The sequence below is a fragment of the Streptosporangium sp. G12 genome (assembly GCF_052983175.1).
This window is the reverse complement of record NZ_JBRIQO010000011.1, coordinates 82,370-100,798: the sequence shown is the minus strand read 5'-3', so window position 1 is coordinate 100,798 and position 18,429 is coordinate 82,370. Positions and strand designations below refer to the sequence as shown.

The following is an 18,429-nucleotide window of genomic DNA, read 5'->3' as shown; positions in this document are numbered from 1 at the left end:
ATTCGCCCGCCCCGCAGGGGAAGCGCCCCCGGGTGCGGGGATTCAGACGTCGCGGCCCTTCATGCCCTCCTGGGCGGGGTCGACGCCCCAGGAGATGATCCGCCTGGGGTGGATGCGGATGATCTCCCGGCTGAAGTACGGGGAGGGCGGATCGTGGTCCTCGACGGCCTCGGCCTCGCCGCGGATCTCCACGCCCCTGACCCGCCAGGGGTCGGTGGAGGCGACGTCGTCCACCACGAAGGCCACCTGCGGGTTCGTCCGGACGTTGTGGAACTTCCTGGTGGTGCCCATCGCGCGGCCGTAGATGTCGACGACGCCGGTCTCGATGTCGACGCGGAACCCGGTCGGGCTGTTCTGCAGGGAGCCGCCGGGGCCCGTCGTGGCCAGGCGGCCCAGGCGCTGCTCCGCGAGATAGGCGAGTTCCGCCTTCGTGAATGTCATGCTCCCCCTCTTTCCGTCTCCGCGAATGTCATGCCCCCACCCTGCAACCTCAATATTGATTGAGGTCAAGTTAGACTGGCGCATGCCCAACAATCCGGAGATGACCGTCGGCCAGCTCTCCTCTCGCAGCGGGGTCGCGGTCTCCGCCCTCCACTTCTACGAGGCCAAGGGCTTGATCCGCAGCCGCCGCACCGCGGGCAACCAGCGTCGTTTCCCTCGCGACACGCTCCGCAGGATCGCCTTCATCAGGGTCTCCCAGCGGGTCGGGATCCCCCTCAAGACGATCCAGGAGGCGCTGTCCGCCCTCCCTGACGAGCGCACCCCCACCAGGGATGACTGGGCGAGACTCTCGACGATGTGGCAGTACGAGCTCGACGACCGCATCAAGCAGCTCGAACGGCTCCGGCACGGCCTGACCGACTGCATCGCCTGCGGCTGCCTCTCGCTGGACCGCTGCGCGCTGGCCAACCCCGGCGACGTGGCCGCCGCGCGGGGGCCCGGCTCGCGGTTGATGCTCCCTCCCCGGGAAGGCGGCGCTTCCTGCGGGGCGCAGTAGGCCGGGCCGCGGGACGCGGGAGGGGCCGGAACTCCGGGCCTTCCGTGCCGGTGGCCGAGGGTTTCACCGTGGCCCGCGACAGGTTTGTTAGTTGTCTGTTCAAACTATTGACGACCCGGGGTCCGGCATGTGAACCTCTGGGCGTTCATGCACGCACATCGTGGGCGGTCGAAGGTCAGGGTCCCGTCACCTGATCGTGCATGGCGGTTTGTCTGTTGCATTGCGAAGGGAAGCCGTACATGCGAAGAAGGCTGTTCAGCATGCTCGCCGCCGTGGCGGTGGCGTGCGCGTCGGTCGGCGCGGCCGTCGGGGGCGGGAGCGCCCAGGCGTCCGCGTCCGGTGCCGCGTCCGGTGCCGTGACCGGGACGGGAACCGTGGTGACCGGGGCCGGTTCGGCGGCCGCCGCCGAACCGTACGAGTGGAAGAACGTCAGGATCGACGGCGGCGGGTTCGTGCCGGGGATCATCTTCAACCAGAAGGAGAAGGACCTGATCTACGCCCGCACCGACATCGGCGGCGCGTATCGATGGGAGCAGTCGAGCAAGAGCTGGACCCCGCTGCTCGACTGGGTGGGCTGGGACAAGTGGGGATACAACGGCGTGGTCAGCCTGGCCACCGACCCGGTGGAGACCAACCGGGTCTACGTCGCCGCCGGGATGTACACCAACAGCTGGGACCCCAACAACGGGGCCATCCTGCGCTCCGCGGACAGGGGCGCGACCTGGCAGGCCACGCCGCTGCCGTTCAAGCTCGGCGGCAACATGCCCGGCCGGGGGATGGGCGAGCGGCTGGCCGTCGACCCCAACAGGAACAGCGTCGTCTACCTCGGCGCGCCCGAGGGCAACGGCCTGTGGCGCAGCACCGACAAGGGCGTGACCTGGGCCAAGGTCGCGAGCTTCCCCAACCCGGGGAACTACGCCGACAACCCCTCCGACCCCAACGGCTATACCAGCCACCGTCCGGGCGTGGTCTGGGTGACCTTCGACCCCAGCTCGGCAACCGCCGGCAACACCACGCAGAAGATCTACGTCGGCGTCGCCGACAAGCAGAACACCGTCTACAGCTCCTCCGACGGCGGGACCACCTGGAGCAGGGTGGCCGGGCAGCCCACCGGCTACATCGCGCACAAAGGCGTGCTCGACCACGTCAACCACACCCTCTACATCGCGACCAGCGACACCGCGGGCCCCTATGACGGCGCCAAGGGCGACGTGTGGAAGCTCGACACCGTCACCGGGGCCTGGACCCGGATCAGCCCGGTCCCGTCCAGTTCGGCCGACGACTACTTCGGCTACAGCGGCCTCACGATCGACCGGCAGAACCCCGGCACGATCATGGTCGCCACCCAGATCTCCTGGTGGCCGGACGTGATCTTCTTCAGGTCCACCGACTCCGGCGTGACCTGGACCCGCATCTGGGACTTCACCTCCTACCCGGAACGCAGTTTCCGCTACACGATGGACATCTCCTCCTCGCCGTGGCTGACCTTCGGGACCAACCCGCAGCCACCGGAGACGACGCCCAAGCTCGGCTGGATGACGGAGTCGCTGGAGATCGACCCGTTCGACGGCAACCGGATGATGTACGGCACCGGCGCCACCATCTACGGGACCGAGGATCTCAAGAAGTGGGACACCGGTGGCAAGCTCACCATCAAGCCCATGGTCAAGGGGCTCGAGGAGACCGCCGTCCTCGACCTGATCAGCCCGCCGTCCGGCGCGCCGCTGGTCAGCGCCCTGGGCGACCTCGGCGGCTTCCGGCACACCGACCTCGACGCCGTGCCGCCCATGCTGTTCACCTCGCCGGTCTTCACCTCGACGACCAGCCTCGACTACGCCGAGACCAACCCGGCCGTCATGGTCAGGGCGGGCAACTTCACCGACGCCGACCGGCCGAACGACAGCCACGCCGCGTTCTCCACCGACGGCGGCGCCACCTGGTTCCAGGGCACGGAACCCGGCGGGATCAACGAGGGCGGCACGATCGCCGCGGCGGCCGACGGCTCCCGGTTCGTCTGGGCGCCCAAGGGCGTGGGCGTGCACCACTCGGTCGGCTTCGGCAACACCTGGACCGCCTCCACCGGACTGCCGACGGGAGCCGTCGTCGAGTCCGACCGGGTGAACTCCAGTAAGTTCTACGGTTTCAGCGGCGGAAGGTTCTACGCCAGCACCAACGGCGGCGCCTCCTTCACGGCCACCGCCGCCACCGGGCTGCCCGCCGAGGGCAACGTCAAGTTCAAGGCCGTACCCGGCCGCGAGGGTGACATCTGGCTGGCCGGCCCCCCCAGTGAGACCGGCGCCGCCTCGGGCCTGTGGCACTCCACCAACGGCGGCGCGTCGTTCACCAAGCTGTCCGGCGTCACGAGCGCCGTCAACATCGGCTTCGGCAAGTCCGCCTCCGCCGGGGGCTACCAGGCGCTGTACGCCGTCGCCACGATCGGCGGCGTGACCGGCGTCTTCCGCTCCGACGACACCGGCGCGAGCTGGGTGAGGATCAACGACGACGAGCACCAGTACGGCAACGCGGGGGAGGCTCTCACCGGCGACCCGCGCGTCTACGGCCGCGTCTACCTCGGCACCAACGGCCGCGGCATCGTGTACGCCGACACCGGCGGGACCGTCCCGCCCGTCGACACCGTTCCGCCGACCAGGCCCGGCACTCCGGTGGCCTCGGCGATCACCTCGTCGGGGGCGACGCTGACCTGGACGGCTTCGACGGACGTCGTCGGGGTGAGCGGCTACGACGTCTACCGTGAGGCGGGGGCGACGGATGTGAAGGTCGGTTCGCCGACCTCGGCGTCGTTCGCGCTGACCGGGCTGGCCGCCGACACCTCGTACACCTTCTATGTGATCGCCCGCGACGCGGCGGGCAACAGCTCCACCGCCTCGGTCCCGGTGACCTTCAAGACCCTCACCGGACCCGTCACCGGCGGTTGCACCGCGACCTATCGGGTGGCCAACTCCTGGCCGACCGGCTTCCAGGGTGAGGTGACGGTGCGGAACACCGGAACCTCGGCGATCACCGGCTGGACGGTCAGGTGGTCGTTCCCGAACGGCCAGACGATCAGCCAGCTCTGGAGCGGCGTCCACACCCAGACCGGTGCCGACGTCACCGTGCGGAACGTGAACTGGAACGGCAACCTGGCCGCCAGTGCCTCCACGGTGTTCGGCTTCAACGCCTCCTGGACCGGCACCAACGGCGTTCCGTCCACCGTCACCTGCACCGCTACCTGAACAGTGGCCTGACAGCGGCCGGGTACCCCGGCCTCGACGGCCCGCACGGCCCCGCCGCGCCCCGAACGGGCGTGGCGGGGCCGTCGCGATGATCTCGTGGTTTCTCCGCCCGGAGGACCCCCTGCCCTCCCCCTTGAGGATGATCTGAGTACGTCAGCGGGTCCGGTCCGCCCAGCAGAGCCTATTGTGGAAGAAACGACTGTCCTGGGGAGAACATGACGATCTCAGATGGGGTGCGCGAGCCTCACGGCTCAGCCGGGCGGCTGTCTGAGACCGGCACCACCGGCGTGCGGGGCGAGGACGGCACCGCCGGCGTGCGGGGCGAGGACGGCACCGCCGGCGTGCGGGGCGAGACGGGCGGCCGAGGTGACGGCGGGATCGAGACGGGCGACGCCGACGCGCTGAAAGACGTCGCGGCCGAGCGGTCCGGCATCCACGGCCGGCTCGACGGGATCAGGTCCACCCGCGCGGGCCGCCTCACCCTGAAGATCGTCATCGGTGCCATCGGCGCCGTGCTGGTCATCGGCGGTCTGATCATGGTGCCCTTCCCCGGTCCCGGCTGGCTCGTCGTCTTCGCGGGACTGGCGGTGCTGGCCACCGAGTTCCACTGGGCCCACCGGCTGCTGGAGTTCGGCAAGCGGACCCTGTCGGCCTGGACGGCCTGGCTGGGCCGCCGGGGCTGGACGGTCAAGATCCTGGTCGTCCTCGCCGCCGCGGCGACCGCCACCGCCATCGTCTACTACGGCCTCAAACTCAGCTTCGACCTCGACCTGGTCGTCGAGGCCCAGAAGCTCCTCACCCGGTAGGCCGGTTCCGGTCCCGGCGGCTTCGCCTCGTACCTGATTCAGGGTGATTGCCCATCGGCGATGGCGATGGCGATACTTCGGCCGCCGATGTCGCCGTGTGTCCGGGAGGGAAACCGGCGCTCCCCGGAGTTTTACCCAGGTCCGCCCACCTCGTTATCTTTCCCGGATGTGACTCTCCGTAGTGTCTCCACGTCCGATCCGCAGGGACGGATCGGCAGAGACGAATAAGGAGAGTGACGTTCTATGCGCGCCCTGTCCTCGATGTTGGTCCTGGCGGCCGCCGGAGCCGTCGCACTGACCGGCACCCCCGCCCACGCCGACGACGTCAACCTGGCCGCGAGGGTCCAGCCCGGCGAGGAGGTGTTCCTCACGCCCGAGCTCGTTCCCGCGGCCCAGTACAACGGAAACGTGCTGGTCAAGCTCGACACCAACAGCGTGCCCGTCAAGGTCAAGATCGCTAACTGCCGTGGCAGGTACATCGGGACGGTGCCGATCGCCGCAAACGACCACGCCGCGTACGTCGCCGCCAGCACCTCCCCGCCCGCCCCGTGCATCCGTTACCGGGTGAAGAACATGGGCAACCAGACCGCCGCCATCACGGGCACCGGTTACTACTAGACCGGCCCGCCGGGGTGTGCGGGACGGGAACGGCTACCGAGGGCGTTCCCGTCCCGCGCACCCCGGTTTTTCTGTTTCCGGCCACTTGTCTCCGATGACCGCGTCTCCGGCCGGAGACCCTTCGGTGTCACGGGCGATCCCGGCCCGCGATCAGACCGGCGATTCCGTCCAGGATGCGTTCCAGGCCGAAGGTGAGGGCGTGGACGGGGTCGGCGACGGACTGGTAGGCCTCTCCGGCCGCCCGGCCCACGCGGGAGGCGAGGGGGAACCGGGCGGTGTCCATGATCTTGTCGAGGATCGGGGCGTTGGACAGCCACCACTCGACGTCGGTGATCCCGCTCTCCTCCTGGATGCGGGCCTGGTTGGCCTTGGCCCTGGCGGTGCTCTCCACGTGGCTGAGCACCAGGGCCAGGACGGAGTCCATCTCGACGTCCGACAGGCCGGTGCCCTCCAGCGGGCGCAGCTCGGCCTCGTACTTGAGTGACGCGTTCGGCCCCAGGGTGGAGCGGACGTCGATGATCTGCAGCAACCACGGGTTGCGCCGGTAGAGGTCCCAGTTGCGGGCCGCGATGAACTCCAGCCCGCCCCGCCACCCGCCGGGCTGCCGGGACGGGGCGTCCACGTCGTCGTAGAGCTCCCCGTACGCGGTGTCGATCATGAGGTCCACCAGCTCCCCCTTGCCGGGGACGTGGGTGTAGAGGGACATGGTCCCGACCTCCAGCCGCTCGGCGACGTGCCGCATGGAGACCGCGTCGAGCCCTTCGTCGTTGGCCAGTTCGATGGCCGCCAGGACGATCGAGCGCACCGTCAGCCCGGAACGCCCCGGCTTGCTGTGTGATCCCCACAGGAGCGCCAGGCTGCGTGCCGGGTCGGCGTCGGAAGCTTTCTTCGCACTCACAGGAACGGTCTCCAGATTTTCGTCGTTGGGACCACCGTAACTGAGCCGTACGATGTACGGTACGCTATACGCGATGGAGGCGCGACGGCGCCGGGCGGGAAGACAGGCGAAAGCAGGGGTGAAACGGGTGGCTGTGAGAGCGACGGAGTTCGCGATCGCCGCGCACGAGGTGCGCAAGAACTACGCCGGTGCCGTCGAGGGGACGGGTCTCAACGGGTTCGACCTGCGGGTGGCGGCCGGAACGGTCTGCGGCCTGCTCGGGCCCAACGGCGCGGGCAAGACGACGGCGATCCGGATCCTGTCCACGCTCCTGCGCCCCGACTCGGGCCGGGCGAGTGTCGCGGGGTTCGACGTCCGGACGCAGGCGCGGCAGGTACGCGAGCGGATCGGGCTGGTCGGCCAGTACGCCGCGGTCGACGAGGTCCTCAGCGGGCGGCAGAACCTGGTGATGTTCGGCAGGCTGAACCACTTCTCCGCCGCCAGGGCGCGCAGGCGGGCCGACGAGCTGCTGGAGCGCTTCTCGCTGGCCGGCACCGGGGGCAGGCCGGTCGGCAAGTACTCCGGCGGCATGCGCAGGCGGCTCGACCTGGCGGCGAGCCTCATCGTGGCGCCCCCGGTGCTCTTCGTGGACGAGCCCACGACCGGCCTCGACCCGGCCGCCCGCCAGGAGGTGTGGGCGGCCGTCCGCGACCTGGTCGGCTCCGGCACGACCGTGCTGCTCACCACCCAGTACCTGGAGGAGGCGGATCGGCTGGCCGACCGGATCACCATGCTGGGGGCGGGCCGGGTCGTCACCGAGGGCACCCCCGAGGAGCTGAAGGCCGCCATCGGCGGCGACTGGCTCGACCTCGTCCTCGCCGACCAGGCGGACGTGGCCGCGACGGAGGCGCTCGCGGCACGGGTCGCGTCCGGCGAGGTCCACGTGGACGCCGAGGCGCGCCGGGTCAGCGTCCCGGTCGCCGAGCGCACCCGGGCCCTCGTCACGATGGCCACCGCGCTCGGTGACGCCGGGATCGAACCGCTCGACGTCACGCTGCGCCGCCCCACGCTCGACGAGGTGTTCCTCCACCTGACGGGCGGCGGAGAAGGGGCCCGGCGGCTCCCGGCCACCCGTACGGAGGCGTCCGCTTGAGCGCCGCCCTCTTCCGCGCGGGCGCCCGCGCGGGCACGACGACCCCGATCCCCGGTACGGGAGGCATTCCCGTGAGCGCGACGACCCCGATCCCCGGTACGGAGGCATCCCCGTGAGCACGACGACCTCGACCCTGCCCGCCGGATCCCCGATGTCCCGGTTCGGCTGGGCGCTGGCCGACTCCTGGACCATCACCCTGCGCGACCTGAACCACTGGGTCCGCCGGCCGGGACCGGTCATCCTCGGATGGTTCTTCCCGATCATGATGGTGCTGATGTTCGGGGGGCTGTTCGGCGGCGCCATCGGCGTCCCCGGCGGAGACTACTTCGACTTCCTGATCCCCGGCATGTTCGCCATGACGATGCTCTTCGGCCTGGAGAGCACGATGATGGCGGTCACCACCGACGCGGCCAAGGGGGTGACCGACCGGTTCCGGTCGATGCCGATGAGCGCCTCCGCGGTCGTCATGGGCCGGGGGATCGCCGACATGCTCAACTCGGCCGTCGGGCTGACCGTGATGATCGTGACCGGGCTGCTGCTCGGGTGGCGCGCCGGAGGAGGACCGTCCGCGGCGCTGACCGCCGTGGGCCTGCTCCTGCTGTTGCGCTTCGCCCTGATCTGGGTGGGCATCTTCATCGGCCTCGTCGCGGGAGGGCCGGAGGTGGTGACGTCCGTGCAGATCCTGGTCTGGCCCGTCGGCTTCCTGTCCAGCGTGTTCGTCGACCCCAGCACCATGCCCGGCTGGCTCGGCGCGATCGCGGAGTGGAACCCGCTCTCGGCCACCGCCACGGCCGCCAGGCAGCTCTTCGACAACCCCGGCTGGGGCGGTGGGTCCTGGGTCACGCAGAACGCCACGCTCATGGCCGTGGTCTGGCCGCTGCTGCTGATCGCCGTCTTCCTGCCCCTGTCGACGCGTACGTTCCGCAGACTCGGTGGCTGACGGGCGCCCTCGCCGGTCGCCTGTCCCGGCTGGAGCGTGTTTCCCGCTGGATCACAGGGTTCACACGTTCGCCGGCGCGGGAGGACGCCCGGTGTTTTACATCGTGGTGACGGGATCCGAGGCGGACCGTAACCGACGGTGGTGAGCCTGGACGCATGAGTGAGACGGAACGGGAACGATCCGCCTCGGGGTGGACGCTCAACAGGGAATTGCTCAACGTCGGCGCGATCATCGTCGCCGCCGGTATAGCCCATCTGGTCATGGGCCTGATAGGACACGAGAAGTACGGGCCGTTCATGCTTCTGCTGCTCGGCGGGGTGCTCGTCGTGACGGCGCTCGGTCACCGGTTCTACGAGCACCGGCGGCACCGCGTCACCATGATCATGGAATGCGTGAGGTGCGGAAGCATGCCGGGAGGAGGCTCCTGACGCGGCGCGAGACGGTCGCGGGAAGGCGGAGGGAGATGAAGGCCTCCGCCTGGAGTGCCGACATGCCGATTCGCGGAAGGTCCCGCGCCGCGGGATAGACCAGGAAGCGGGGCTTCCACAGCGGCTGGAACTTCGCGTTGAACCGGTACAGCGACTCGATCTGGAACCACCTGGACAGGAAGACCAGGACGCCGTACCAGAGGCGGAGGATCGGGCCGGCGCCCAGCCGCTCGCCCCTGGCGAGCGCGGCGCGGAACAAGGCGAAATTGAGCGAGACCGTGCTCACACCGAGGGCCGGGGCCGCCTGCAGGGCCTTGACGATCAGCAGGTCGTTGAGGCCCGGGTCGGCCGCGTGGTCGCGACGCATCAGGTCGAGGGACATGCCGTCCGTTCCCCAGGGGACGAAGTGCAGGATGGCGCGGATGTCCCCGCCCGGCCCGGTCCCGCCGTCCTCGCCACCCACCGCGCCCTCGGATGTCTCGGCCTCCGAGGTGCTCCCGGCGGGACCGTGCGCCGTGACGGCGACGCATCCGGCGTCGGCGGGGTCGCCGAAACGGCCGAGCGCCATGGAGAAGCCCCGCTCGGTGTCCGTGCCGCGCCAGGAGTCGGCGGCGTGCCGGATCCGGTCCTTCTCCGCCTCGGTGAGGTCCCCGACCCGCCGTACGAGACAGGTGTAGCCCGCGCGATCCACCCGGTTCACCATCTGCCGGACGTTGCGCATGCTTCTTCCCTCGAGGGTGAAGGCGGCGACGTCGATGACGGCCTCGTCGCCGATCTCCAGGGCGGACAGGCGGCCCTCCCTGGTCCACACCTCGCCGCCCGTCTCGCTGCAGCCGATCACGGCGGGCACCCAGGCGTGCCGCCCCGCCTCCTCCATGAACCGCCTGATCGCGCCCGGCCACGCCTCGACGTCCCCTATGGGGTCGCCGCTGGCGAGCATGACCCCCGAGACCACGCGGTAGGCGATCACCGCCTTGCCCGTCGGGGAGAACACCACGCTCTTGTCGCGGCGCAGCGCGAAGTAGCCGAGCGAGTCACGGGCGCCGTGCCGGGCGAGCAGCTCGCGGACCGCCTCCTCCTGCTCGGGGTCCAGTTCGGCGACGGGCCGCTCCGGACGCAGGACGAGGTAGAGGGTCGTCACCGCGGTGAGCGCGCCGAGACCGAGGAGGGAGTAGTAGACCAGGTCGGCGGTTCGCTCCAAGGAGTAGCTGACCGGGCCCTCCATCCCGACGAGGCCGAGCAGCACGTGCTGGAGCCGTTCTCCGGCACCGGGGTCGCCGACGATCATCAGGGGGTGGGCGTTGACCACGGCCCAGCCGATGACGACGTCCAGGACGCCCAGGACGAGGAGGTTCCACAGCGCCCGCCAGCGGGTCCGGGGATCGGAGAGGGCGTCGAACTCGTGCCGGTTGATCACAAGCAGGACGAAGACCAGCGTGCTGAGGATGGCGGTGAAGGGGCGGTGCGCGTGCAGGAGCTCCACCAGGACGCTCAGCGGCAGGAGCACCACCACCGCCCGCCAGGCCCGTTTCTTCCTGCGCCGCAGGCCGTGGGCGAGCATGACGGTCAGGACGCCCAGGACGAGCGAGACCGCCTGGGCGAGCGAGGTGAACGTCCCGGGCAGGAACCCGGCGATCTCGCCGACCCGGCTCCTCCTGAACGCGGGCAGCACGGCCCTGACGATGTCCAGGATGCCGATCGTCATCGCCGCGTAACCGGCCGCGGTGGACACCCGGGAACGGGGTGCCCCTGACCGATCCCTCATGGGAGGACATTAATCGGTGATAGGGGCCGTAACGTGACCACACGGCTCACCGAGGCTCAATCCACCCCGCCCGGTGCCGGTGACTTTGCCTTGCGCGCCGCGGACCCTCCGCGAAAACGGCGGGGGACGGGCTGGAGCCCGACGCCGTAAAATCGCCGTTCGTTTTCGGTCTGCCCGCCGCGTCGGCCCCGGCTCGAAGGGAACTCCGGGTTCCGCGTCCCGGTGTCGCCGTTCTCCCGTAACGCTCGTCTTCCGGTGTCCCCTCACCCCGGCCGGTCTCTCTCACACCTGTTCTAACCGATTCGTTCTAGATCAAGATCTTGAGGGCTTTCCGGCTTAGGATTCCGCCGTGCCTGTGACTCCTGGGATCTACCGGCTGTTCGGTTGCCTCGCCGTCCTGGCCTCGGTGATCGTGCCGGTTCCGGCCGCCGCGCACGCCGCCGAGCCGGCAGCCGTCGCGTTCGCCGCCGCGCCCGTCGACATCGTGCTGCCCGGCACCCGGGTCACCGTCCGGGAGGATTCCAAGGACGCGCTCAGGGTGACCTCTTACTCCTTCGGCAAGATGACCTACCTGCGCAGGGGGGCCGGGTTCACCCGGCAGACCGCCTACCAGGAGATCACGGTCGCGCCGAAGGGGAAGAAGGCCCTCGCGGTGCCCACCTCCTACCAGAGCGGCTACGACTCGGTCGTCCTGCTCGACCTGGCGACCTCCAAGGGCACCAGGATCCGTACGGTGAGGAAGCCGCTCGTCGCGCACTACGCTCACTGGAACCGCAACGGCGGCAAGGCGGTGCTGACCGTCGAGAGGAAGAGCGGATCCGCGTGGGTGACCTCCGGGTTCGTGATCGTCGACGCGGTCGCGAAGACCGCCAGGACGGTGACCGTGGCCGATGTCGACAAGGCCGCGAGGTTCCGGTGGAGCTCCGACGGCGTCGACGTCGTGGCCGAACACTCGGGTGGCACCCGCTTCTACGGGCAGGACGGCGCGATCCGCCGCACCCTGGCCAAGACCGGCAGGCCCGCCGGCGGGGAGGACGCCTTCACCCCCTCGGGGCGGGGCCTGATGACCTGGTGCCCGTCCAGCCACACCGAGCACGTCTGCGTCTGGGACCGCACCTCGGGCAAGCTCGCGGCCAAGGTGCCCGGCATCAAGCCGAAGGCCCTGTGGGGCTGGTGGGACGAGAAGCACTTCATCGCCGTCATCCCGGCCTCCGGCCACTACCAGGTGGTCCTGTCCACCCTCAAGGGCAAGACCACCCGGGTCCTGGCCGCCTTCTCCGCCGCCGACTGGTCCAACAAGCTCTATCTCGGCTACACCCGGAAATGACCCGCGCGGCCCACGGATCTCACCGGCCTCACAGATACAGGCCGGTGCCGTTGTCGGTCTGCGGGGTGGCGATGGCGTGCAGGTCACGCTCGCGCATGACCAGGTAGAGCTGGCCGTGGACCTCGACCTCGTACTGCTCCTCGGGGTTGAACAGGACCTTGTCGCCGACCTTGACCGCGCGGGCGTTCTGGCCCGCGCCGCAGACCTCACCCCAGACGAGGCGGTTGGCCATCTTCACCGTCGCCGGGATGACGATGCCCGCCGTGCTGCGCCGTTCCTCGGACTCCTGCTCGATCTTGACCATGACACGGTCGTGGAGCATCTGGATCTCGAACTTCGGGTCACCCACAGCATGAAGTTTATGGGAACCGCGGAGCCGAGCCCGCTCGTCCGCGGACTCGGATATGTCCGGGGGTACCGAGCGGGTCCGCGCGGGGGTCTTCGGCGGGACTCCAGGGGGGGTCCGGGCGGACCCGGGGACCGGGAGATCGGCGGGCGACAACACCGGTGATGGGGATTCGCCCGCCGAGTAGGATCCGGCGTTATGACGTCTCCCGAGCTCGTAAGCGGATTCCTCGACTGGTATCTGGCGGCGAATCCCGCCTACGCCAACCTCGCGGGCGCACAGGGGTACGACAGGACTCTCGGCGACTTCACCGAGTCCGGCATCCTCGCCAGGGAGCGGGAGGCGCGCCGCTGGCTGGAGCGGCTCCAGGAGGTTCGGGCGCCCGGGAGACCCGGGGGCACCGAGAGTCCCGAGAGTCCCGAGAGCGCCGGGGCCCCCGGAGGTTCCGAGGAGTCCGAGAGCTTCGAGGACGAGATCGACCGGGAGCTGGTCATCTCCACGCTGCGCGGCGGGCTCGCGTACGAGGCGTGGCCCGTCTGGCGGCGTGACCCGGCCGCCTACGTGGGGCCGATCTTCTCCTCGATGTTCGGGCCGTTCCTGCAGCGGCTGTCCACCGAGGTCGAGCTGGTGGACGCGGCCGTCGCGCGGCTGGCCGAGGTACCGGACGTCATCGCCGCCTGCCGGGCCAACCTCGATCCCGCCCTGGCGGCCCCGCTCCTGGTCGCGCGAGGGCTGGGCCAGTCGCGGACCGCCCGGCGCTTCCTCACCGAGACGGTCCCCGGCCAGGTCGCCGACGAGGCCCTGCGCGCCCGGCTGGCCGCAGCGGCCGAGCCCGCGGCGGCGGCCTTCGACGAGCTGGTGGGATTCCTCGAGGGGTTCCGGGCGACCGGCACCTGGCGGATGGGGGAGGAGCTCTACTCCACCCTGCTGCGCGAGAGGGAGATGCTCGGCTACGGTGCCGACGAGCTGCTCAAGCGGGGGCAGGCCGCCTACGACGAGCTGGACGCGCGGATGCGCGAGGTCGCCGCCAGGCTGGACGGCGGCTCCGGCGACTGGCACGCGGCCGTCACCGAGCTCCAGGACGACCACGCGCCGACGCTGGAGGACATGCGGGCCGAGTACGAGGCCGAGACGGAGCGGGCCAGGAGGTTCGTCCGCGAGCGCGACCTGGTGACCTTCGCGCGGGGAGAGGAGTGCCGGGTCGTCCCGTCGCCGGAGTTCCAGCGGCCCATCGTCGCCGTCGCCTCCTACATGTCGCCCCCGCCCCTGTCGACCTCCAGGATCGGGCACTTCTTCGTCCCGTTCACCCCGTCCTCGTTCACCGGGGAGCAGGTCCGCCAGCGGCTGCGTACCAACGCCAGGGCGCAGATGCCCTCCATCGCCGTCCACGAGGCCTACCCCGGCCACCACTGGCACCTGTCGTGGATGGCGGACAACCCCCGGCCCGCCCGCAAGCTGTTCCGCACCCCGTACCTCACCGAGGGCTGGGGCCTGTACGTCGAGAAGCTCATGCACGAGCAGGGCTACTTCACCACCCCGGCCCAGGAGCTCGCCCACCTCGACTTCCGGCTCTTCCGGGCGGCCCGCATCGTCGTCGACACCTCGCTGCACTGCGGCGACATGACGATCGAGCAGGCCGAGGAGTACATGACCACGAAATCGTCGCTCACCCCCGGCACGGCCAGGGGCGAGGTCGACCGCTACTGCGCGTGGCCCACCCAGGCGCCCTCCTACCTGACCGGGGCTCTGGAGATCGACCGCATCCGCGACGACTACCTGGCCGCGGGCCGCGGCGACCTGCGGGCCTTCCACGACACGCTGGCCGGCTCCGGCGGGCTCCCCCTGGGACTGGCCCGCCGGGTCGCGCTGGAGGGCTGACCCGCGGTCGCGCCTACGTATGGACGGGGGTGCGGCGGCGGGTCTCGGGGACGATCAGCGGGGTGCCGCTCTGCGGGTCATCGATGATCTCGCAGCGCAGCTCGAAGACCTCCTCCACCAGCGCGGCCGTGATGATCGAGGCGGGATCGCCCTCGGCGACGATCCGGCCGTCGCGCATCACGATCAGGTGGGTGGCGTAGCGGCAGGCCTGGTTCAGGTCGTGCAGCACGGCGACCAGGGTCCTGCCCCGCTCGTGCAGGTCGGCGCAGAGGTCGAGCACCTCGATCTGGTGGGCGATGTCCAGGAAGGTCGTCGGCTCGTCGAGCAGCAGGATCGGGGTCTCCTGGGCCAGCGCCATGGCCAGCCAGACACGCTGGCGCTGGCCGCCGGAGAGCTCGTCCACGCAGCGGTCCGCCAGATCGGTCACGTCGGTCGACCTCATGGCCGCCGCCACCGCGACCTCGTCCTCGCGGGACCACTGCCGCATCAGCCGCTGGTGCGGGTAGCGGCCCCGGCCCACCAGGTCGGCGACCGTGATGCCGTCGGGCACGATCGAGCTCTGCGGCAGCAGGCCCAGCCTGCGCGCCACCTCCTTGGACGGCAGTGAGGTGATCACGGCGTCGTCCAGGTGGACGGCCCCCGTGCGGGGTTTGAGCATGCGGGCCAGGGCGCGCAGCATGGTGGACTTGCCGCAGGCGTTGGGGCCGATGATCACGGTGAACGATCCGTCGGGGATCGTGACGTTCAGGTCGCTCGCCACCACGCGCTTGTCGTAGGAGAGCGTCAGTCCGGTGCCGTAGAGTCTCAACGTCGTTCCCTTCGCAGTAGAAACACCAGGTATATGCCGCCGATCGCGGCGGTCATGATTCCCACCGGCAGTTGCACCGGCGCGAAGACACGCTGGGCGGCCAGGTCGGCGCCCACCAGTAATGTGGCGCCCGTCAGCGCCGAGGTGACCAGGGTGACGCCGGGGGAGCGGGCGATCCGGCGGGCCAGCTGGGGCGCGGCCATCGCCACGAAGATCACGGGTCCGGCGGCGGCGGTGGCGACTCCGCACAGCAGCACGCCGACGACGATGGCCATCGCGCGCACCGGTTCGACGCGGATGCCCGCGGCCTTGGCCGCGTCGTCGCCCATCTCCATCATCCGCAGCGGGCGCGACAGCCAGGCGCAGACGGGCAGGAGCAGGACCAGCGCGTACGCGACCGGGATCGCGTGCTCCCAGCCGCGCCCGCTGAGGCTGCCGGTGATCCACGCCCCGGCGGTGGCGGCGTCGTTGATGTTGGCGCGGGTCAGCATGTACCAGTCGGCGGAGACCAGCAGCGCGCTGATCCCGATGCCGACCAGGATCAGCCGGTAGCCCTGCACCCCGCGCCGGAAGGCCAGGGCGTACACCACCAGCGCGGAGGCGACGCACCCGGCGAGCGAGGCTCCGGCGATCTGCCAGGCGGTGCCGCCCAGCACGACGGCGGCGATGCCCCCGGTGGAGGCCCCGGCGGTGAAGCCGATGAAGTCGGGGCTGCCGAGCGGGTTGCGGGTCAGGCTCTGGAAGATGGCCCCGCTCAGCCCGAACGCGGCGCCGACCAGCAGTCCGGTCACGACACGCGGCGCTCGCAGGCGGCCCACGATGAGCTCGGCGGCCGGAGGCCCCTGGCCGAACAGCGCGGCCACGATGTCGGGGATGGGAACGGTGAACTCGCCGACGGACAGCGCGACCAGGCTGACGAGCACTCCCAGGGCGGTGACGGCGGTCCCGGCGGCGAGGCCGCGCGGCGAGAGCCGCAGCGACCAGGAACCCAGGCGCAGCGCGGTGGGAAGGGCCTTGGGAGCGGCCTTCGGGGCGGTCGCCGGTGACGGGATGGTTCTCATAGGGCGGCGAGCCTCCGGCGGCGGGCGAGCAGGATGAACACCGGGGCGCCGACGACGGCGCACATGATGCCCACCTGCACCTCGGCGGGGGCGGCGATCACCCGGCCGAGGATGTCCGAGCCGAGCAGCACCACGGGGGCGAGCACGACGGTGTAGGGCAGGACCCAGCGCTGGTCGGGCCCCGTGAAGGCACGAACCGCGTGCGGCACGGCCAGCCCCATGAACCACAGGGGCCCGGCGGCGGCGGTGGCGGCCCCGCACAGCAGGGTGACGGCGATCGCGGTCAGCCCGCGCGTGCGGGCCACGCTCACGCCGAGCGCGCGCCCCGCCTCGTCGCCGAGCGCGAGGGCGTTGAGCGGCTTGGCGAGCAGCAGCCCGAGCACCAGCCCAGCCGCGAGGAACGGGGCGAGCCGTACCGCGACGTCGGCGCCGATCCCGGCGAGCGAGCCGGTGAGCCAGAACCGCATCCGGTCGAAGGTCGCGTTGTCGGTCCGCAGGATCGCCGAGGCCGCGGCGTTGAAGACCATGCCCAGCGCGACGCCGGCGAGCGTGAGCCGCACCGGCCCGCCGCCCGACCGCCCGGCGGAGCCGAGCGCGTAGGCCAGCGCGGCGGCGGCGGCCGCACCGGCGAACGCGAACCAGACGTAGAGGGAGGGGTCACCCACCCCGAGCAGCCCGATCGCGACCGTCACGCCGAACATGGCGCCCTGGTTGACGCCCAGCAGCCCGGGGTCGGCGAGCGGGTTGCGGGTGAGGCTCTGCATCAGCGCGCCGGCCAGTCCGAGCGCCGCGCCCACGCCGATGCCGATCAGGGTCCGCGGTACGCGCAGGTCCCTGATGACCGTGTGGTCCGCGGACCCGTCGGGCGCGAGCAGCGCGTCCAGCACCGTGGACAGCGGGACCGAGCGGGAGCCCACCGCGACGCTGACCATCGCCAGCAGCACCAGCGCGGCCAGCCCGGCCGCCAGCCCGGCCGCCAGCGCCACCGAGCGGCGTCTCGTCCCTCCCGCTCGCTCCGGACGCGTCACGTCCGGTTTCGCGACCGTGTCGGACGCGGCCGTGGCCACAGCGGCCCTGCTCACCGGGTACCCCTCTTCGTCGGTAATGATTAGGCAAGGCTAATCTAACGCATGAGTCATTTAGGTAAGCCTATCCTTTGGAGTCGGAAATGTCCCTACCTGTCCTGCCGCGGCGGGGATTCATGGCCGCGGGCCTCGGCCTCGTGTTCGTCCTGGCCGCGTGCGGCAGCGGTGCGGAGACGGCCGCGGCGCCGGGCGGCTCCCCGGCCGCCGCCTCCCCCGCGGCGGGCCCGTGGACTTTCACCGACGACCGTGGAAAGAAGATCGACACGCCCAGGCGCCCGGCCCGGGTCGTCGCCCAGGTCGGCGCCGCCGCGGCCCTCTGGGACTTCGGGATCCGCCCCGTCGCCGTCTTCGGGCCGCACAAGCTCAAGGACGGCACGAAGGACCCCCAGGTCGGCGACGTCGACATCACCAAGGTCGAGTCCATCGGCAACGCGTGGGACGAGTTCAACGTCGAGAAGTACATCTCGCTCCAGCCGGACCTGCTGGTCAGCGGCATGTACACCAAGGACGTCCTCTGGTACGTGCCGCAGAAGTCCACCTCCACCATCGAGCAGGTCGCGCCCACCCTCGGCGTCAGCCTGATCGGGGTGTCGGTGCCCAAGCTCATCGAGAGGTACGGGCAGGTCGCGGCCGCTCTCGGCGCCGACCTCGACGCCCCCGAGGTGACCGCGGCCAAGGCCAGGTTCGACGCCGCCTCCGCCGCGCTCGCCACCCCCGAGGCCAAGGGCCTGAAGATCCTGGTCATGGCGGGCGGGCCGGAGGCGATGTGGGTGGCCAACCCCGACGACCACGCGGACGTGCGCTACTTCAAGGAACTCGGCCTGGACCCGGTGGTGCCGGAGAAGGTCGACGACGGTGGCTTCTGGCAGACCCTGAGCTGGGAGAACGCGGACACCTACGACGCGGACGTGATCCTGGTGGACGCCCGCACCCAGTCGATGCGGCCCGAGGAGATGAAGAAGAAGCCGACCTTCGCCGCGCTGCCCGCGGTCAAGGCGGGGCAGGTCTACCAGTGGCACGCCGAGGAGCGCTACAGCTACCAGGGCTACGCCGACGTGCTGGAGCAGCTCCACGCCGACCTCGCCAAGGCCAAGAAGCTCTAGCCGG

At 70.8% G+C, this 18,429-nt stretch carries 17 protein-coding genes; 10 read left to right on the top strand and 7 right to left on the bottom strand.

From position 1 onward, the window contains the following. Positions 1 to 42: 42 nt before the first annotated feature. Entirely contained in the window at positions 43 to 441 is a 399-nt protein-coding gene (locus tag ACVCAG_RS18275; RefSeq protein WP_362676909.1) for a PPOX class F420-dependent oxidoreductase, read from the bottom strand. Positions 442 to 523: 82 nt separating this feature from the next. On the opposite strand from ACVCAG_RS18275, the gene soxR reads away from it, so the two are divergent. The 4 genes from soxR to ACVCAG_RS18255 all read left to right on the top strand — a co-directional run bounded on the left by soxR (position 524) and on the right by ACVCAG_RS18255 (position 5,654). After that, entirely contained in the window at positions 524 to 997 is a 474-nt protein-coding gene (gene soxR / locus ACVCAG_RS18270; RefSeq protein ID WP_440084365.1) for a redox-sensitive transcriptional activator SoxR, read from the top strand. 239 nt (positions 998 to 1,236) lie between these two features. Then, positions 1,237 to 4,230, top strand: a complete 2,994-nt coding sequence (locus ACVCAG_RS18265; RefSeq protein ID WP_440084366.1) for a cellulose binding domain-containing protein — start codon at positions 1,237 to 1,239, stop codon at positions 4,228 to 4,230. Between the two features lie 215 nt (positions 4,231 to 4,445). Then, positions 4,446 to 5,036, top strand: coding sequence for a TIGR02611 family protein (locus ACVCAG_RS18260; RefSeq protein ID WP_440084367.1), 591 nt, complete (start codon positions 4,446 to 4,448; stop codon positions 5,034 to 5,036). 243 nt (positions 5,037 to 5,279) lie between these two features. Next, positions 5,280 to 5,654, top strand: a complete 375-nt coding sequence (locus ACVCAG_RS18255) for a hypothetical protein (RefSeq protein WP_440065412.1) — start codon at positions 5,280 to 5,282, stop codon at positions 5,652 to 5,654. Positions 5,655 to 5,781: 127 nt separating this feature from the next. Here ACVCAG_RS18255 and ACVCAG_RS18250 read toward each other — a convergent pair whose 3' ends face one another. Beyond that, a complete protein-coding gene (locus ACVCAG_RS18250; RefSeq protein WP_440084368.1) occupies positions 5,782 to 6,552 on the bottom strand; it encodes a TetR/AcrR family transcriptional regulator C-terminal domain-containing protein in 771 nt (256 codons plus the stop codon). 127 nt (positions 6,553 to 6,679) lie between these two features. On the opposite strand from ACVCAG_RS18250, the gene ACVCAG_RS18245 reads away from it, so the two are divergent. The 3 genes from ACVCAG_RS18245 (at position 6,680) to ACVCAG_RS18235 (ending at position 9,052) form a co-directional block, all read left to right on the top strand. Further along, positions 6,680 to 7,684 (top strand): ATP-binding cassette domain-containing protein, encoded by a 1,005-nt coding sequence (locus ACVCAG_RS18245; protein WP_440084369.1) that lies wholly within the window; start codon positions 6,680 to 6,682, stop codon positions 7,682 to 7,684. A gap of 151 nt (positions 7,685 to 7,835) precedes the next feature. Beyond that, a complete protein-coding gene (locus ACVCAG_RS18240; RefSeq protein ID WP_440084439.1) occupies positions 7,836 to 8,624 on the top strand; it encodes an ABC transporter permease in 789 nt (262 codons plus the stop codon). A 155-nt stretch (positions 8,625 to 8,779) separates the two neighbouring features. Next, positions 8,780 to 9,052, top strand: a complete 273-nt coding sequence (locus ACVCAG_RS18235; RefSeq protein ID WP_440065405.1) for a hypothetical protein — start codon at positions 8,780 to 8,782, stop codon at positions 9,050 to 9,052. On the opposite strand, the gene ACVCAG_RS18230 is transcribed toward ACVCAG_RS18235, so the two are convergent. Next, positions 9,006 to 10,817: a phosphatidylglycerol lysyltransferase domain-containing protein gene (locus ACVCAG_RS18230; RefSeq protein WP_440084370.1), complete on the bottom strand. Its 1,812-nt coding sequence runs from the start codon at positions 10,815 to 10,817 to the stop codon at positions 9,006 to 9,008. The two genes, ACVCAG_RS18235 and ACVCAG_RS18230, sit on opposite strands and share 47 nt — an antisense overlap. Positions 10,818 to 11,166: 349 nt before the next feature. Between ACVCAG_RS18230 and ACVCAG_RS18225 the strand changes: the two genes are divergently transcribed. Then, positions 11,167 to 12,144, top strand: a complete 978-nt coding sequence (locus tag ACVCAG_RS18225) for a hypothetical protein (RefSeq protein WP_440084371.1) — start codon at positions 11,167 to 11,169, stop codon at positions 12,142 to 12,144. A gap of 28 nt (positions 12,145 to 12,172) precedes the next feature. Here ACVCAG_RS18225 and ACVCAG_RS18220 read toward each other — a convergent pair whose 3' ends face one another. After that, positions 12,173 to 12,493: a GroES family chaperonin gene (locus tag ACVCAG_RS18220; protein WP_329092552.1), complete on the bottom strand. Its 321-nt coding sequence runs from the start codon at positions 12,491 to 12,493 to the stop codon at positions 12,173 to 12,175. Positions 12,494 to 12,688: 195 nt separating this feature from the next. Here ACVCAG_RS18220 and ACVCAG_RS18215 point away from each other — a divergent pair, with 195 nt between their 5' ends. After that, positions 12,689 to 14,368: a DUF885 domain-containing protein gene (locus ACVCAG_RS18215; protein ID WP_440084372.1), complete on the top strand. Its 1,680-nt coding sequence runs from the start codon at positions 12,689 to 12,691 to the stop codon at positions 14,366 to 14,368. Positions 14,369 to 14,381: 13 nt separating this feature from the next. On the opposite strand, the gene ACVCAG_RS18210 is transcribed toward ACVCAG_RS18215, so the two are convergent. From ACVCAG_RS18210 to ACVCAG_RS18200, 3 genes are read right to left on the bottom strand one after another with little or no spacing between them, the layout of a single operon-like run. After that, positions 14,382 to 15,176, bottom strand: a complete 795-nt coding sequence (locus ACVCAG_RS18210; protein ID WP_440084373.1) for an ATP-binding cassette domain-containing protein — start codon at positions 15,174 to 15,176, stop codon at positions 14,382 to 14,384. Further along, complete coding sequence (locus ACVCAG_RS18205; protein WP_440084374.1) at positions 15,173 to 16,237, bottom strand: iron chelate uptake ABC transporter family permease subunit; 1,065 nt, start codon at positions 16,235 to 16,237, stop codon at positions 15,173 to 15,175. Before ACVCAG_RS18205 ends, ACVCAG_RS18210 begins: the two co-directional genes overlap by 4 nt. Then, entirely contained in the window at positions 16,234 to 17,319 is a 1,086-nt protein-coding gene (locus tag ACVCAG_RS18200; protein ID WP_440084375.1) for an iron chelate uptake ABC transporter family permease subunit, read from the bottom strand. Before ACVCAG_RS18200 ends, ACVCAG_RS18205 begins: the two co-directional genes overlap by 4 nt. An 86-nt stretch (positions 17,320 to 17,405) precedes the next feature. Between ACVCAG_RS18200 and ACVCAG_RS18195 the strand changes: the two genes are divergently transcribed. Continuing rightward, the gene (locus tag ACVCAG_RS18195; RefSeq protein WP_440084376.1) at positions 17,406 to 18,425 is read left to right on the top strand and encodes an ABC transporter substrate-binding protein; all 1,020 of its coding nucleotides are present in this window, start codon (positions 17,406 to 17,408) and stop codon (positions 18,423 to 18,425) included. Positions 18,426 to 18,429: the final 4 nt, after the last annotated feature.

Coding starts and splice junctions, on each gene's coding strand:
- ACVCAG_RS18235 (WP_440065405.1), top strand. CDS start 8,780: ATGAGTGAGACGGAACGGGAACGATCCGCCTCGGGGTGGACGCTCAAC.
- ACVCAG_RS18215 (WP_440084372.1), top strand. CDS start 12,689: ATGACGTCTCCCGAGCTCGTAAGCGGATTCCTCGACTGGTATCTGGCG.
- ACVCAG_RS18240 (WP_440084439.1), top strand. CDS start 7,836: ATGTCCCGGTTCGGCTGGGCGCTGGCCGACTCCTGGACCATCACCCTG.
- ACVCAG_RS18260 (WP_440084367.1), top strand. CDS start 4,446: ATGACGATCTCAGATGGGGTGCGCGAGCCTCACGGCTCAGCCGGGCGG.
- ACVCAG_RS18195 (WP_440084376.1), top strand. CDS start 17,406: ATGTCCCTACCTGTCCTGCCGCGGCGGGGATTCATGGCCGCGGGCCTC.
- soxR (WP_440084365.1), top strand. CDS start 524: ATGCCCAACAATCCGGAGATGACCGTCGGCCAGCTCTCCTCTCGCAGC.
- ACVCAG_RS18255 (WP_440065412.1), top strand. CDS start 5,280: ATGCGCGCCCTGTCCTCGATGTTGGTCCTGGCGGCCGCCGGAGCCGTC.
- ACVCAG_RS18265 (WP_440084366.1), top strand. CDS start 1,237: ATGCGAAGAAGGCTGTTCAGCATGCTCGCCGCCGTGGCGGTGGCGTGC.
- ACVCAG_RS18275 (WP_362676909.1), bottom strand. CDS start 441: ATGACATTCACGAAGGCGGAACTCGCCTATCTCGCGGAGCAGCGCCTG.
- ACVCAG_RS18230 (WP_440084370.1), bottom strand. CDS start 10,817: ATGAGGGATCGGTCAGGGGCACCCCGTTCCCGGGTGTCCACCGCGGCC.
- ACVCAG_RS18205 (WP_440084374.1), bottom strand. CDS start 16,237: ATGAGAACCATCCCGTCACCGGCGACCGCCCCGAAGGCCGCTCCCAAG.